This window comes from Gemmobacter sp. 24YEA27, assembly GCF_030052995.1.
Lineage (GTDB): Bacteria > Pseudomonadota > Alphaproteobacteria > Rhodobacterales > Rhodobacteraceae > Pseudogemmobacter.
The window spans coordinates 3,287,442-3,302,046 of sequence record NZ_JASJPW010000001.1; the positions used below are offsets into that span (position 1 = coordinate 3,287,442).

Sequence of the window (14,605 nt, forward strand, 5' to 3'; positions counted from 1 at the left end):
CAGGCGTGAACAAAAAAGGCGGGTGATCCTCTCACCCGCCTTTTTCATTTTTCGCCTTATTTCGCCTGCGGCGCCTCATGGGTCTTCGCGTAATGGGCCAGGATGCCCAGCATCGCGATCCCGGCCACCGAAAAACCGATCGCCACGATCCCCGAGGACCGGTAGCCCCAATGCAGCGCGAAGCCGGCGGCCAGCGGCCCAAGCGCGTTCGCCGCGTTAAAGGCCGCGTGGTTCATTGCCGCCGCCATGCTTTGCGCCTTGCCCGCGACATCCATCAGCCGGGTCTGCAGCGGCACAAAAACGCCCGAACTCAGCCCGATCAGGAAGGCGGACAGCGTCATCTGCACCCAGTCGCCCACCGCGTAAGACGCATAGGCCTGCGCCAGGATCATAAAGATCAGCAGGGACAGCGCCGCTTTCATATTTCCGAGCCGGATCGTCAGCCGGGCCGCCAGGATCGAGCCCAGCGTGATCCCCACGCCAAACATGGCCAGCATCAGCGTCACGCCCCAGTCCGGCGGGTTCGCAGTCGCAAGCATCGCCGCCGAGAGGAAGGAATAGACCGCGAAAAGCCCGCCGCAGCCGATCAGCCCCACCGCAAGTGTCAGCAGGACTGACGGGTTGAACAAAGCCCGCAGCTCATCCATCGGGCGCGCATTGGGGTCTACGCCGACCCGTGGCGCCAGTTTCAGGATCAGCACCGCTGAAATCAGCGCAAGCACGCCTGGCAGCGCAAAGCCGAACCGCCAGCCAAGGCCCTGGCCCAAAAGCGCCGCGAAAGGCACGCCGACGATATTCGCAACCGTCAGCCCCAGCATGACCTGGGTGACGCCCTTTGCCCGCTGCTCGCGCGGCAGCGCATCGGCGGCAAAAAGCATCGCCACGCCAAGGAAACCACCATGCGGCATCCCGGCAAGGAAGCGCGTCACCAGCAGCGTCGAAAAGCCCGGCAGCAGCGCCGCCAGCAGGTTCAGGACGCCGTAAGCTGCGATCAGCCCGGCCAGGTAGCGCCGCCGGGGCAGTCTTGCGCCCAGAAACGAGGTCAGCGGCGCGCCTACGACCACGCCGAACGCATAGGCCGCGACGACTTTGCTGGCCTCGGCCTCCGGCACACCAAGGTCTTTCGCATACCAGGGCAAAAGCCCCATTGAGGCGAATTCAGACGTGCCTATGGCAAAAGCGCCAAGGGCGAGCGCAAGGATCGCCCAGCGATAATCGGAAGAGCGGCCGGGCGCGGAAGAGCCACTGAGCGGCGGGGACATGGGGCACCTGATATGAAATGAGAAACCGGAATCTGCCGGTCAGCCTTTTGGCGTTGTTTGCGATAACGGCGGGCGGCTGTCCATGGGCCAGTCTATGCGCGAATGCAGGGCAGGTTTGCAAAAGGCACAACAATGGGCAAAACGCCCGTCGATCAGGCGGGATTGTGCCGCTCAGCCGCCCCTCAGAGGTCAGCCCGCGCCTCAGCTCAGCCCCGGGATCCCGCCGGTGATCCGCAGAAAGCCAAAGCCATTGCCGTCCAGCCGCACAATGCCGGGCGTCAGCCCAAGGCCCTGCGACGGACCGGTCTGGCTCCCCTCACCGTCAAGGCGCAGGCTGACCTCCTCCTTGCCAAGGTTAAAGAGGCACAGAAGGTCGCCGCGCAGGAAGGCCAGCACCGGATCGGGCGCGGTCAGGAAGGTGGTTTTTCCGTCGCGCAGCACAGCCTCGGCGCGGCGGAAGGCCAGCATCGCGCGGTAGCTTTCCAGAACCGAGCCCTGGGCGCCCTCCTGCGCGGCGACATTCCTCGCCAGCTGCGGCGCCTTCACCGGCAGCCATGGCGTGCCGGTGGTAAAGCCGCCATTGGCGCTTGCGTCCCAGACCATCGGTGTGCGGGTATTGTCGCGCCCGACCGGCGCCGGCCAGAAGGCAATGCCCTGCGGATCGGTCAGCTCCTCAAAGCCGAGTTCGGTATCGGTCTGGCCGAGCTCCTCACCCTCCCACAGGCAAATCGAGCCCTCGAATGACAGCAACAGCGCGCCCGCCAGTTTCGCAAGGCTGTCCTGGTCGACCGCATAAGGCAGCCAGCGCGTCACCTGGCGCGGCACGTCATGATTGGCAAAGGCCCACATCGGCCAGCCCTGGGGCGCGCCGCTGAAGAACGCTTCGATCCGGTCGCGGAAATAGCCGGGCGTGAAATTCCGCCCGAACATCTCGAAACTATAGCACTGATGCAGACGCCCCGGCGCGGTATAGTCGCCCATCATCTGGATCGCGCGGTGGGTGTCGCCGACCTCGCCCACGCTCGCCGCGCCATAGTCATCCAGCAGCGCCCGGATCCGGCTCAGCCAGGCCAGGTTCTCGGGCCGGTTCTTGTCGAACAGGTGATCCTGCATGTCATAGGGATTGTCGGGCGGATCGGCGAGATCGCGCCAGTCAGCCGGATTGTCGCGCAGCTTCCGGTCGTGGAAATAGTAGTTCACCGTATCAAAGCGAAAGCCATCCACGCCGCGCTCCAGCCAGAAGCGCAGAACCGAGAGCGCCCAGTCCTGCACCTCCGGGTTGTGGTAGTTGAAATCGGGCTGCGATGTCAGGAAGTTATGCATATAGAACTGGCGGCGGCGGCCATCCCAGGTCCAGCCCGGGCCGCCAAAGACCGAAAGCCAGTTCGTCGGCGGCGTGCCGTCATGGTCGGGGTCCACCCAGACATACCAGTCGGCGCGCGGATTATCACGCGAGGCGCGGCTTTCCGTGAAAAACGGGTGCTGATCTGACGAATGGCTGATCACCTGGTCAATGATGACCTTCAGCCCGAGGTCATGCGCCGTGGCGATCAGCGTGTCGAAATCGGCGAGCGTTCCGAAAACCGGGTCGATATCGATATAGTCTGACACGTCATAGCCCATATCCTTCATCGGGCTTCGAAACACCGGCGAGAGCCAGACCACATCCACCCCGAGCCCCGCCAGATATGGCAGCCGCGCGGTGATGCCTGGCAGGTCTCCGACCCCGTCGCCATTCGAATCCTGAAAGCTGCGCGGATAGACCTGATAGGTCACCGCGCCCTTCCACCAGTCACCCACCGCATTGCTCACGCCCGCCTCCTCACTGAACCCACTATATCCTGAAACGTCTCAAACCCTGCCGCGACTAACCCCCTGCCATGGCGCGGGCCGCCGCACGGACATGCCGGCTGCAAAAGCACCTATGGCGGCAGCTTCGTTCCCAAAGCGGGCCCCCACCCGCTGCATGATAAGAACAGCCGGTATACGCGCACATTCCGGCATTCCCGCGCCTCCGTCGCAGCCCCCCGTTTGCGCTCACATTCGCGCCGCCCGGTCGCGGGGGCAAGAGGGCAGGTCCGGTGAGGCTGACACGCGCCGGAACACGGGCGCTTGTATGCATCACAATTCAGCATTTGACGCCACCCGGGGCCCGGCGCAGGGTGCCGCGACGCGAGAAGGAATACCCGATGTCACAGATGACCGCCGCCACCAAAGCCCCGCTGATGACCCCCGTTCTGATCGCGGGTTCGGTCATCCTGATGATCGGCTTCGCGATCCGCGCCTCGTTCGGCGTCTTCCAGATCCCGGTCGCGACCGAATTCCACTGGGCGCGCAGCGAATTCAGCCTGGCCATCGCGATCCAGAATCTCGCCTGGGGGATCGGCCAGCCGATCTTCGGCGCACTGGCCGAGAAATTCGGGGATCGCAGGGCGATCATCGGCGGTGCCCTGCTTTATGCGCTTGGTCTTGTGCTGACGGCGATGGCCACCCAGCCCTGGCAACATCAGATGCTGGCAGTGATCATCGGCTTCGGGATCGCAGGCACCGGCTTTGGCGTGATCCTCGCAATCGTCGGCCGCGCCGCCGCCCCCGAAAACCGCTCGATGGCGCTCGGGATCGGCACGGCGGCGGGGTCGGCGGGCCAGGTTTTCGGAGCGCCCATGGCCGAGTTCCTGATGCAGTATTATTCCTGGCAATGGGTCTTCGTGATCTTTGCCGGCGTGGTGCTGCTGTCGCTGTTCGCGCTGCCCTTCATCCGGTCTGAACATGTCGCCTCAAAGGCCGAGCTGGAAGAAAGCCTCGGCGAGGTTCTGCGCCGCGCCTTCAAAGACCCATCCTACACGCTGATTTTCCTTGGCTTCTTTTCCTGCGGCTATCAGCTGGCCTTTATCACCGCGCATTTTCCGGCCTTTGTCACCGATTTCTGCGGCGCGATTGATCCCGGTGGATTTCTTGCGATGATCGGGATCACGACAACCTCTGCGCTCGGAGCGGTCTCGATTGCGGTGATCGGGTTCTTCAATATCGCCGGCACCATTTTTGCGGGCTGGCTGGGCAAGCGCTATACGAAAAAATACCTCCTTTGCGGCATCTATGTGCTGCGCACCATAGCAGCCGCGGTGTTTTTCCTGCTGCCGATCACCCCGGCCTCGGTCCTGATCTTCTCGGCGGTGATGGGCTCGCTCTGGCTGGCCACGGTGCCGCTGACCTCGGGACTGGTCGCGCATCTTTGGGGGCTTCGCTATATGGGAACACTTTACGGTTTTGTGTTCCTGTCGCATCAGATCGGCGGCTTCCTCGGCGTCTGGCTCGGGGCAAGATGTATGACCTTCATGGCGACTATACCCTGGTCTGGTGGATCGGTGTGGGCGTGGGTGCGTTTTCCGCCCTGGTGCATCTGCCAATCCGTGAACGGCAACCGCTGGCGCAACCGGCCTGAGCGGTACCTGTTGAACCCGGGCAGAGGGGGCTCTGCCCCCTCGCGGCTGCGCCGCCCTCCCCCGGGATATTTAGAGACAGATGAAATCAGCAAAGGCTTTTCATCTGTCCTTAAATATCCCCGCCGGAGGCTTCCCCGGTCGGAACACAGGCGCTGACAATGCCATGAGATATGCCCCCGTCGCCAAACGCGCTTTACCACCTTGCCGCGATCAGATAAGGGGCCTCGTTCCCGGATGATCCGGGACGGGCTTACCCTGCGCGACTTGCAGGGTCAGGGTAACAGGAGAACCCCGATGGGCTATAAGGTCGTCGTCGTGGGAGCCACGGGCAACGTGGGCCGCGAAATGCTGAACATCCTCGCTGAACGCGAGTTCCCGGTGGACGAGATTGCCGTTCTGGCATCGAGAAAGTCGCTGGGCACTGAAGTCAGCTTTGGCGACAAGACCCTGAAGACCAAGGATCTCGACACTTTCGATTTCACCGGCTGGGACATGGCGCTGTTTGCCGTTGGCTCGGATGCGACGAAAATCTACGCGCCGAAAGCGGCTGCCGCCGGCTGCGTGGTGATCGATAACTCTTCGCTCTACCGCTATGACCCCGACGTGCCACTGATCGTGCCGGAAGTGAATGCCGATGCGATCATGGGCTATACGAAGAAGAACATCATCGCGAACCCGAACTGCTCGACCGCGCAGATGGTTGTGGCGCTGAAACCGCTGCATGACCGCGCGAAGATCAAACGGGTGATCGTCTCGACCTATCAGTCCGTGTCGGGCGCCGGCAAAGAAGGCATGGACGAGCTCTGGGAGCAGACCAAAGCGGTCTATAACCCGGTCCATGAAGTGCCGCCGAAGAAATTCACCAAGCAGATCGCCTTCAACGTGATCCCGCATATCGACGTCTTCCTCGACGACGGTTCCACCAAAGAAGAGTGGAAAATGGTCGCCGAGACCAAGAAGATCCTCGATCCGAAGATCAGACTGAACGCAACCTGCGTGCGGGTGCCGGTGTTTGTCGGCCATTCCGAAGCGATCAATATCGAGTTTGAAGAACCGCTGGACTGGCAGGAAGCCCAGGATATCCTGCGCGAGGCACCCGGCATCATGCTGATCGATAAGCGCGAGCCGGGTGGCTATATCACCCCGATCGAATCGGTGGGGGAATACGCCACCTATGTCAGCCGCGTCCGTCAGGATCCGACTGTCGATAATGGCATCGCGCTGTGGTGTGTTTCGGATAACCTTCGCAAGGGGGCCGCACTGAACGCAGTGCAGATCGCCGAGCTTTTGGGCAACCGGGTGCTGAAAAAGGGCTGATCCCTTACGTGACGAAAGACAGAAACAGCGCGGCAGATTTCTCTGTCGCGCTGTTTTCATTGAGGCCCAGTCCGGATCAGCAGATCCGGTGCCGGGTCCGGGCTCCACGCCACGCCCCCTGTCATGCCCGCCCTGTCACGCACGGGTGCCCGAAACTTCTTCCGGCCTTTTACAGACGCTCTCGGAATCTTCCCTGCCTCGCAGAGCCCTGGGCGCGCCGACGGTGGAGCTGACCCGCATCAGTGCGGCCATGGCAAAAAAGCCCCTGGCGGCGAAGCTCGTCTCCATGAAACAGATCCCGCCCGCCATCATCGCGGCGGCCAATATGAAACTGACGAGCTGAACACATTGAAAGCTTTCGAGCTGCGGATCGGCAGGTTGGTCATCTGAATGGCGCTCTGCTGGGTTTCCGGGGGAATGGGGTCAGTTCTGGCGGGATCTCAGACGGGCGAGCACTGCCGCCGCGTCGGTTTCCAGCGCCGGGCCGCAGCCGGCGGCAGCCATGCGGGCGCTGATGGCCTCGGCGCTCTGGCAGCTGGTCAGCGCGGAAAGAGAGGTCTCGCTGACCTCGATGATCTGCTGGCGCTCCTGCAGCCGGGCCAACGTCGCCTCGGCCTCGGTGATGGCAACGGTCACGCCAGTCGTCATCTCCCCCCGCAGCCTCTGGTCTTCAGCCGCTGTCGCGATTTGACTGCCGCAGTCCAGCTCACGCATCCGCTGTTCGGCCTCGGCGAGGTGGCGACGCAGGGCAGCAATCTCGCGCTGATTTGTGTCGAGCGCCGCCCGCATCGCCTTGCGGTCACTCTCCAGCCGGGCAATCGCGGCGGCGCCCTCGCCCGCGAGGTCATCGCGGTCGATCGCCAGCGCGCCGAGGCAGCGGGTCTCCAGATCGTCAATCCGCGCGTCGATCCGCATCAGCATCTGCTTTTCGCGGGCAGACCGGGCCGTCACCAGTGCCAGCGCGCGCTGCGCGGATTGCACAGCCACCGCGCAGTCGCTGATTTGCTGGCGCAGGTCCGCAAGCGCCCTCGCATCGCTGATATCCCGGGTCAGATCAAAGCTGCGGCTGCGGCTCATGCGTATCAGGGTCTTGAACATCTCCGCCTCCATGGTATGAACACCGTTCAAATCCCCATGAACCACAGCTGTGAACGACGTTCAAGAATAAAATGAACACCGTTCAAGGATCGGATCGGAGCGCGACATGGCAGGCAATCGCGAGGCACGCAAGGAAGACCTGCGCGAGCGGCTGATCGCGGTGACCGCGAGCCAGATCGCGACGCGCGGCCTTGCGCATCTGAAGGCGCGCGAGATCACCGCCGAGGCCGGTTGCGCGCTCGGGGCGCTGTACACAGCCTTTGGCGATCTTGATGAGCTGGTGATGCGGGTCAATACAAGGACGCTCGCAGAGTTGCGCGCCGCGCTGGACCCTGTCGGTGCCGATGCGCCGCCGGTGGAACGGCTCCAGGCGCAGACGCGGGCCTATATCGCCTTTGCCTCGGACCGCCAGAAAGAATGGGCGGCCCTGTTTGAATTCCAGCTTGCACCAGAAAAGCCCCTGCCTGACTGGATGCGAATGGAGCAGGAGGCGCTGATGGCCCTGATCGCGGTGCCGCTGTCGCAGGTCTTCCCTGCGCTTGGCGAGGAGGCGCTGATGATCCGGGTGCGGACCTTTTTCGGCGCGGTCCAGGGGGCGGTGCAACTTGCCTTGCAGGACAGGTTCATCGCCGTGCCGCGCGCACAGCTTGATGCCGAGATGTCGGATCTTGTTCTGGCGCTGTGCCGGGGCTTTCCGGCCTGAGCCCGGTCGGGTCCTCTAGCCCCGGGGATCACGCCCGCACCCCGGGACAACTTGTAACGCAGCCCGGCCCCCGATCCCTGGGCCGGGTTTTCCATTCTTGCCGATGCCCGCCCCGCAGCGCTAGCCTGGTGCAGTCATCCCTTACCGGAGCCGTTCCATGCGTGCCCTTCTTGCGGCCCTTCTGGCCACCACCGCCTTCCCCGCACTTGCCGACACGATCACCGCCGGCAGCCAGATTACCTCGGTCACCGTCTACCCTCAGGGCGCTAAAATCACCCGCGAGGTGACCTTCGACAGCCCCTCTGCCGGGACGCATGAGCTGTTGATCACCGATCTGCCGGCCGATACCGCACCGGGCCTGATGCAACTGGCGGCGGCAGAGGGCATCTCGACCGGCGCCTTCTCGCTGCGGAGCGACCGGCTTCCGCCCCGGGGGGAAGTGCTGACCCCCGATCAGCAGGCTGCGAAAGCCACTGTTGAGGCGGCGGAGGCCGGGTTGCGCGCGGCAACCACAGCGGTCGAAGCAGGCAATGCCCGGATCCAGGCCGCCAATGCTAGGGCAGGCTATCTCGCCTCGATCAGCGGCCAGCCACCTGAAGGCGCTACCGCAGAAACGCTGCGTGATTTTGCGAAAGTGATCGGTGAGGAAACCCTCGCCGCCGCCGGGGAAGCCAGCGCTGCCCGCGCCGATCTCTGGCCGGCGCAAAAAGCTCTGGAAGAGGCGCAAAAGGCGCTGGCTGACGCCGAGGCCAGCTTCGCCGCCCTGCCGTCCGCTGCACAGGATTACGCGGTGCTTTCAGTCAGTTTTGAAAGCACAGAGGCCGGGTCCAAAACCATCACCCTCACCCATTATGTCGATGCGGCCAGCTGGCGGCCCTTCTACGACCTGCGCCTGACGCGCAAGGATGGCGCGGGCCTCACCATCGACCGCTCGGTCCTTGTGAGCCAGGAGACCGGCGAGGACTGGAGCGGGGTCGACCTGACATTGTCTTCGTCGCGCCCCTCCGAACAATCTGCGCCTTCGACGCTCTGGCCCTGGCAGCGCTGGATCGAAAAGGAACAGCCCCCCGCCGCAGAAATGGCGCGCAGTATGGGCGCGGGTCAGATGGATATGGCCCCCGCCCCCGCAGCTGTGGCCGCCGAACCGGCAATCCTGCGCGCCAATGCCGCGATGGAAGGCGATAGCGTGGTCTATCATTACCCGCGCAAGGTCGATATCGCCGATGGGGTCGAAGATCTGCGCCTCTCGCTCGATCAGTTGCAGGCAGAGCCCGGGATCTTCGCTCTTGCCGTACCCGCCCGCGACCAAAGCGCCTTTGTCATGGCAAAATTCACCAACAGTTCCGGCGAGCCCCTGCTGCCAGGGGAGGCATTGCTTTACCGCGAAGGGGTACTGGTCGGCACCACCAGCCTTGGCCTGATCCCCGCCGGCAAAGAAACCGAAATCGCTTTCGGCGCGCTGGACAGCATCACGCTGAGCCGCGACATGCCGCAGCGCGACAGCGGTCAGACCGGCGTGTTCTCGACCTCGAACCAGCTGAGTGAGACCGCGATCCTCCGGATCGAAAACCTCGGATCCGAGAGCTGGCCGGTGAAGGTGATCGACCAGGTGCCCTATTCGGAACAGCAGGATCTGAGCGTAAAGACCACGATCTCGCCACAACCGACGGTGACGGATGTCGAGGGTCAGCGCGGCATCATGGCCTGGGAATTCGATCTGGAGGCCGGCACAAAACAAGAGATCTCGCTCGGCTATACGATGAGCTGGCCCGACGGGATGGTGCTGCGCTGATCAGCGCAAAACCCCCGCAGACATATGCCGCTTGCCCGCGAAACCGGGCAGGCGGCTGACCTCGAACCCGGCCCCTGCAAGGGCGCGGCGCACATGGCCGGCCGCGGTATAAGTGGCGAAAGTGCCGCCCTTTGCCGTGTGATGCGCAACCTCGGCCATCAGCGTCTCGCCCCACATTTCCGGGTTTTTCGCCGGAGAGAACCCATCCAGGAACCAGGCATCGGCCCGCCCTGTCCAGGCCGGCAACGTATCCCGTACATCGCCATGCACGATCTCAACTGCGATCCCCGGCAGTCGAAAACGGGCTTCGCCCGCGCTCATCGCGGCCAGAAGCGGCGCGGCAATGGCTGCGGCTTCGGGGAAATGCCGCAGCGCGCGGGCCATATCCTCCACCGCCATCGGAAAAGCCTCGAATGTGGTATAATGCAAAAGGCCCGTGCCCTCAGGGTCCTGCCGGCGCCAGGCCAGCGCGAGGGTCAGGAGGTTCAGCCCGGTGCCGAAGCCCAGTTCGGCGATGCGGAATCCGTCTTGCAGCCGCGCCGGCAGATCATTGCCGCCAAGGAAGACATGGCGCGTCTCCTCCAGCCCGCCCTTCAGACTGAAATAGGGATCGTCAAACCTGGTGGCGACGGGTATCGCATCCTCTAGCCAGCTGAGACTGGCGGTTCCGGGCATGACGGCTTTGGGCAGGTCAGTTTCGGGAAAGTCGGTTTCGGGAATCTCGGGCATGGCTCACCTGACGGGTTGATGCCCCATGCGACAGCGGAGGCGGGATGGCAAGCGTCGATGTGACGGTCTGCGGCGCAGGGATCTTCGGGCTGAGCACAGCCTGGGCGCTGGCAAAGCGTGGCGCAAGGGTGCGGGTGATCGAGACGCGCGCCATCGGTGCCGGCGCCTCGGGCGGCCTGGTCGGCGCCCTGGCACCACATGCGCCTGAGGCCTGGAATGAGATGAAGGCGCTGCAGTTTCGCAGCCTGATCATGGCCGGGGCCTGGTGGGACGAGGTCCATCACACCACTGGGACCGATCCGCTTTATCTGCGGGCGGGCCGGTTGCAGGCAGTGGCCGACAGAGCCGCGCTGGAGCTGGCACGCGCCCGGGAGGCAGCCGCGCGCGACCTCTGGCAAGGTGCTGCCGAATGGCGGGTGATCCCGGCCACGGGCGCCCCCTGGGAGCCTGCCTCCCCAAGCGGCTGGCTGATCTCGGATACGCTGACGGCCCGGATTTCTCCTCGCCGGGCGCTCGCTTCGCTCGCGCATGCGCTGCGCGCCAGGGGGGTGGTGATCAGGCAGGAAGCGGCAGACGACCGGGGTCGCGTGGTTCATGCGACCGGATATGAGGGGCTCGCGGACCTCTCGGCTCATTTCGGCCGTAAGCTGGGCGCAGGCGTGAAGGGCCAGGCGGTGCTCTTGCGCCATGATGCGCGGGAGGCGCCACAGATCTATGCGCCGGGGCTCCATATCGTTGCACATGGTGACGGTACAGTGGCGGTCGGATCAACCAGCGAAAGCGCCTGGCTGACAGCCGGGCCCGATGCCCAGGCCGAGACACTGATCGCGCGCGCATGCGAAGTGCTGCCTGTGCTGCAGGGGGCCGAGGTTCTGGAACGTTGGGCCGGCATCCGCCCCCGCGCGAAAAGCCGTTCGCCTGTGATCGGGGCCTGGCCCGGCCGGCCGGGGCATTTCATCGCAAATGGCGGGTTCAAGACCGGCTTTGGCATGGCGCCGGTCTGCGCAGAGCTGCTCGCCGACCTTATAGCCGAAGGGCGCGACTTGATTCCGGCGGCATTTCTTCCGGATACCTTGCTATAGGGGGCACTGCCCCCTCGCCGCTTTGCGGCTCACCCCCGGGATATTTAAGGACAGATGAAATCAGCTAAGGGTTTTCATCTGTCCTTAAATATCCCCGCCGGAGGCAAAGACCGGCCCTGGGGCCGGTCTTACGTCGCGATCAGCCAATCGAGAAATCGTAGCCAGAAATCGCTTTCGGCTCGAGGAACTCTTCAAGCCCCCAGATGCCGCCTTCACGGGCACGGCCCGATTGCTTCACACCACCAAAGAAGACACCCGCCCCACGCGATTTGCCGTTCATCTCGACCATGCCGGACACAAGCGCGCGACCGAGCCGGTTGGCCCGGGCCTGGTCTTCGGTCTGGACGTAATTGGTCAGCCCATATGGCGTGTCATTGGCGATGGCGACCGCCTCTTCCTCGCTGTCAAAGGGAATGATCGCCAGGACCGGCCCGAAGATCTCTTCGCGCTCAATGGTCATGCCGGGCTTCACATCGGCAAAGACCGTTGGCTTGACATAAAAGCCGCGATTGAAGCCCTCTGGCAGGTCGGGCCCGCCTGCAACAAGGCGGGCGCCCTCTTCGATGCCTTTGCGGATATAGGCCTGGATCTGATCCCATTGCCGCTTGTTCACCACCGGGCCGATATGAGGCCCCGCCTGATCCGCCGGGCCAACCGCAATCGCATTGGCCAGATCTGCCGCCTCGGCCACGACCCTGTCATAGACCGGGCGCTCGACCAGCAGACGCGAGGGCGCGTTGCAGCTTTGTCCGGTGTTCTCCATCATCCGCGCCACAGACCAGCGCACCGCATCCGGGCGCGCATCGGCAAACAGCAGGTTCGCCCCCTTTCCGCCCAGTTCCAGCGTGACACGTTTCAGCGTCTCGGCCGCCGTTTTCGAGATTGCCCGACCGGCGCGGGTCGAGCCGGTAAACGAGATCATCTCGACATCCGGATGTGAGGACAGCTGCGATCCGACCCCGGCGCCGTCCCCGTTCACAAGGTTGAACACACCGGCAGGGATCCCCGCCGCATGGCAGAATTCGGCAAACATCATCGCATCCAGCGGCGCCTCTTCCGAGGGTTTCAGCACGCAGGTGCAGCCCGCCAGCATCGCCGGAATGGCCTTCAGCGCGATCTGGTTGACCGGCCAGTTCCAGGGCGTGATCAGCCCGACGACGCCGATCGGCTCCAGCGCAATGGCCGCGCCCGGCGCGTGATCGCCCAGCGGGCGGATCCATTCAATATGCTCGAAAGCGCGCAGGAAATTGGTGGTATGCCAGGGCAGGCAGGGCGCCTGTTCTTCCAGCGCGAAATCAATCGGCGCCCCCATTTCCATCGCGATCACTTCGGCGAATTCCTGCTTTCTCGCCTCATACTGGTCGAGAATGGCCGCCACCAGCCGCGCCCGCTCGGCCGGGGGCGTTGCGCGCCAGGCCGGCAAGGCCGCCTTGGCCGCAGCAACCGCACGGTCTGTGTCGCTCTGATCTCCCAGAGAAATCACCGCGCAGGGCTCTTCATTCGACGGGTTGATCACCTGGTAGTCGCGGGGTTTTGCAGGGGCGACCCATGCGCCGTTGATGTAGAAGTCGCGTTTGGTGAGCATATCCGGCCTCGGTTCTGGGAGTGGCGGTTTCGGACAGATCATGAGGACAGGCCCGAAAGCATTTGATCAAAATTAGCGCTTTCCCGGGCCAGGACGCAAGCCTGCTCTCCCCCATCCCGCCATTCCCGGGAAGACTGCTGCTGGCGAAACCTGCAAGACACCAAAATCTTTCCGCTGCCTGCGGCCTGGTCAGGAAAGCTGTTCTAATTTGCCGCGACAACATCGTGGGGGATGAAATATTCTCCCACAAAGCGTAAATCTGGCGCAGGAAATTCCCGAGGAGTGCTTCCATGTCCGTCCGCATAAACGATATCGCCCCCGATTTCACCGCCGACACCACCGCCGGCACCATCAGCTTCCACGACTGGCTCGGGGACAGCTACGGCATCATCTTCAGCCATCCGCGCGATTTCACCCCGGTTTGCACCACCGAATTCGCCGCCGTTGCCCGCCTGATTCCGGAATGGAAAAAGCGCGGCATCAAGGTGATCGGCCTTTCGGTCGATGGCAAAGCCGATCATGAGAAATGGAAGCGCGATATCGAGGCCTTCGGCGGCGCGCCGGCCGATTTCCCGATCATCGACGATACCAGCCTTGCCGTGTCGAAAGCCTATGACCTGCTGCCGGCGGATTACTACATCCCGACCGACGGCCGCACCCCGGCCCATACCGCGACCGTGCGCGCGGTCTATTTCATCGGGCCGGATAAAAAGGTCCGTTTCACGATCTATTACCCGATGTCGGTCGGCCGCAACTTCGCCGAGATCCTGCGCGCGGTCGATGCGGTTCTGCTCACTGATGGCAAGCCGCTCGCGACCCCGGCCGACTGGATCCCCGGCCAGGACGTGATCGTGGCACTCAGCCTGAACAACGACCAGGCTGCCGAGAAATATGGCGAGCTCGATATCAAACTGCCTTACCTGCGTTTCGCGAAACAGCCGGGCTGAGGCGCCTCAGCTTCCAAAAGCGACAGGCATAAATAACAAAGGGGAGGCACGCTGCCTCCCCTTTTCAATTTGATTTACCGGTTGAACAATGCGGGATCAACGATCCCGGAACGGTCTCAGTTCGGATAGATAAAGCCGTTGACCGGATAGGAAGACAATCCCATCTCGCCCGCAACGCGCTCGACCTTGACGTCGCTCCAGTCGTTTTTCCGAGAGATATCAACAACTTTCATATCCATCTGGACCTTGTTTTTGACCCAGTTGGCATGGTTGATGCGGATCTCGCGTTCGGAAATCACTTCCGAGACCACAGCGATATGGCCGCGCGACATTTTCCGCGTTGCCGAAAAAGCCATCACAGCGCCCGGGCGGGGCTGGTTGCCGCGCGCATATTGGCCGGCGGCTGCATTCCACCAGGTTTTCGCATCGCCGCGCAGGTCGACACCGCTCGCGGTGCGGGCAAAGGGAACGCACCAGACGCGCTGACCCTTCGACTGCTTCTGCTTTGCCTCCAGCAGCGCCATCGCCTGACGCCCCGAATCAACGCTGCCGAAAATCGAGCTGTCCGGTCCTTCCGGCGCAATATCGCGGCCCATACAGGCACTCAGCGTCAGAGCGGCACAAAGCACGGCCAAGCTCCGGAGAAG

Annotated in this window: 11 protein-coding genes and 1 pseudogene; 6 read left to right on the forward strand and 6 right to left on the reverse strand. The window is 63.5% G+C overall.

All coding sequences use genetic code 11. The features are described from left to right. Positions 1 to 56: 56 nt before the first annotated feature. Both QNO18_RS16310 and QNO18_RS16315 read right to left on the reverse strand, forming a co-directional pair. Positions 57 to 1,262 carry an MFS transporter gene (locus QNO18_RS16310; protein WP_283178529.1) on the reverse strand — a complete coding sequence of 402 codons (1,206 nt, stop codon included), beginning with the start codon at positions 1,260 to 1,262 and terminating at the stop codon, positions 57 to 59. A 201-nt stretch (positions 1,263 to 1,463) separates the two neighbouring features. Further along, entirely contained in the window at positions 1,464 to 3,062 is a 1,599-nt protein-coding gene (locus QNO18_RS16315) for an alpha-amylase family glycosyl hydrolase (protein WP_283178823.1), read from the reverse strand. Positions 3,063 to 3,460: 398 nt separating this feature from the next. On the opposite strand from QNO18_RS16315, the pseudogene QNO18_RS16320 reads away from it, so the two are divergent. Together QNO18_RS16320 and QNO18_RS16325 are read left to right on the forward strand one after the other, a co-directional pair. After that, positions 3,461 to 4,704, forward strand: a pseudogene (locus tag QNO18_RS16320) (MFS transporter). A 295-nt stretch (positions 4,705 to 4,999) separates the two neighbouring features. After that, positions 5,000 to 6,022 carry an aspartate-semialdehyde dehydrogenase gene (locus QNO18_RS16325; protein ID WP_283178530.1) on the forward strand — a complete coding sequence of 341 codons (1,023 nt, stop codon included), beginning with the start codon at positions 5,000 to 5,002 and terminating at the stop codon, positions 6,020 to 6,022. 423 nt (positions 6,023 to 6,445) lie between these two features. On the opposite strand, the gene QNO18_RS16330 is transcribed toward QNO18_RS16325, so the two are convergent. Continuing rightward, positions 6,446 to 7,120, reverse strand: a complete 675-nt coding sequence (locus QNO18_RS16330) for a PspA/IM30 family protein (RefSeq protein ID WP_283178531.1) — start codon at positions 7,118 to 7,120, stop codon at positions 6,446 to 6,448. 106 nt (positions 7,121 to 7,226) lie between these two features. Here QNO18_RS16330 and QNO18_RS16335 point away from each other — a divergent pair, with 106 nt between their 5' ends. Both QNO18_RS16335 and QNO18_RS16340 read left to right on the forward strand, forming a co-directional pair. Beyond that, positions 7,227 to 7,823 carry a TetR/AcrR family transcriptional regulator gene (locus QNO18_RS16335; protein ID WP_283178532.1) on the forward strand — a complete coding sequence of 199 codons (597 nt, stop codon included), beginning with the start codon at positions 7,227 to 7,229 and terminating at the stop codon, positions 7,821 to 7,823. 157 nt (positions 7,824 to 7,980) lie between these two features. After that, positions 7,981 to 9,615, forward strand: coding sequence for a DUF4139 domain-containing protein (locus QNO18_RS16340; RefSeq protein WP_283178533.1), 1,635 nt, complete (start codon positions 7,981 to 7,983; stop codon positions 9,613 to 9,615). Here QNO18_RS16340 and mnmD read toward each other — a convergent pair whose 3' ends face one another. Beyond that, entirely contained in the window at positions 9,616 to 10,290 is a 675-nt protein-coding gene (gene mnmD, locus QNO18_RS16345) for a tRNA (5-methylaminomethyl-2-thiouridine)(34)-methyltransferase MnmD (protein ID WP_283178824.1), read from the reverse strand. A 98-nt stretch (positions 10,291 to 10,388) separates the two neighbouring features. On the opposite strand from mnmD, the gene QNO18_RS16350 reads away from it, so the two are divergent. Next, positions 10,389 to 11,426 carry an FAD-dependent oxidoreductase gene (locus tag QNO18_RS16350; protein ID WP_283178534.1) on the forward strand — a complete coding sequence of 346 codons (1,038 nt, stop codon included), beginning with the start codon at positions 10,389 to 10,391 and terminating at the stop codon, positions 11,424 to 11,426. Between the two features lie 139 nt (positions 11,427 to 11,565). Here QNO18_RS16350 and QNO18_RS16355 read toward each other — a convergent pair whose 3' ends face one another. Next, a complete protein-coding gene (locus QNO18_RS16355; RefSeq protein WP_283178535.1) occupies positions 11,566 to 13,011 on the reverse strand; it encodes an aldehyde dehydrogenase family protein in 1,446 nt (481 codons plus the stop codon). Positions 13,012 to 13,301: 290 nt separating this feature from the next. On the opposite strand from QNO18_RS16355, the gene QNO18_RS16360 reads away from it, so the two are divergent. After that, positions 13,302 to 13,958: a peroxiredoxin gene (locus tag QNO18_RS16360; RefSeq protein ID WP_283178536.1), complete on the forward strand. Its 657-nt coding sequence runs from the start codon at positions 13,302 to 13,304 to the stop codon at positions 13,956 to 13,958. Between the two features lie 116 nt (positions 13,959 to 14,074). On the opposite strand, the gene QNO18_RS16365 is transcribed toward QNO18_RS16360, so the two are convergent. Continuing rightward, on the reverse strand, positions 14,075 to 14,587 hold the full coding sequence (locus QNO18_RS16365) for a CHAP domain-containing protein (RefSeq protein WP_283178537.1): 513 nt from the start codon (positions 14,585 to 14,587) through the stop codon (positions 14,075 to 14,077). Between the last annotated feature and the right edge of the window lie 18 nt (positions 14,588 to 14,605).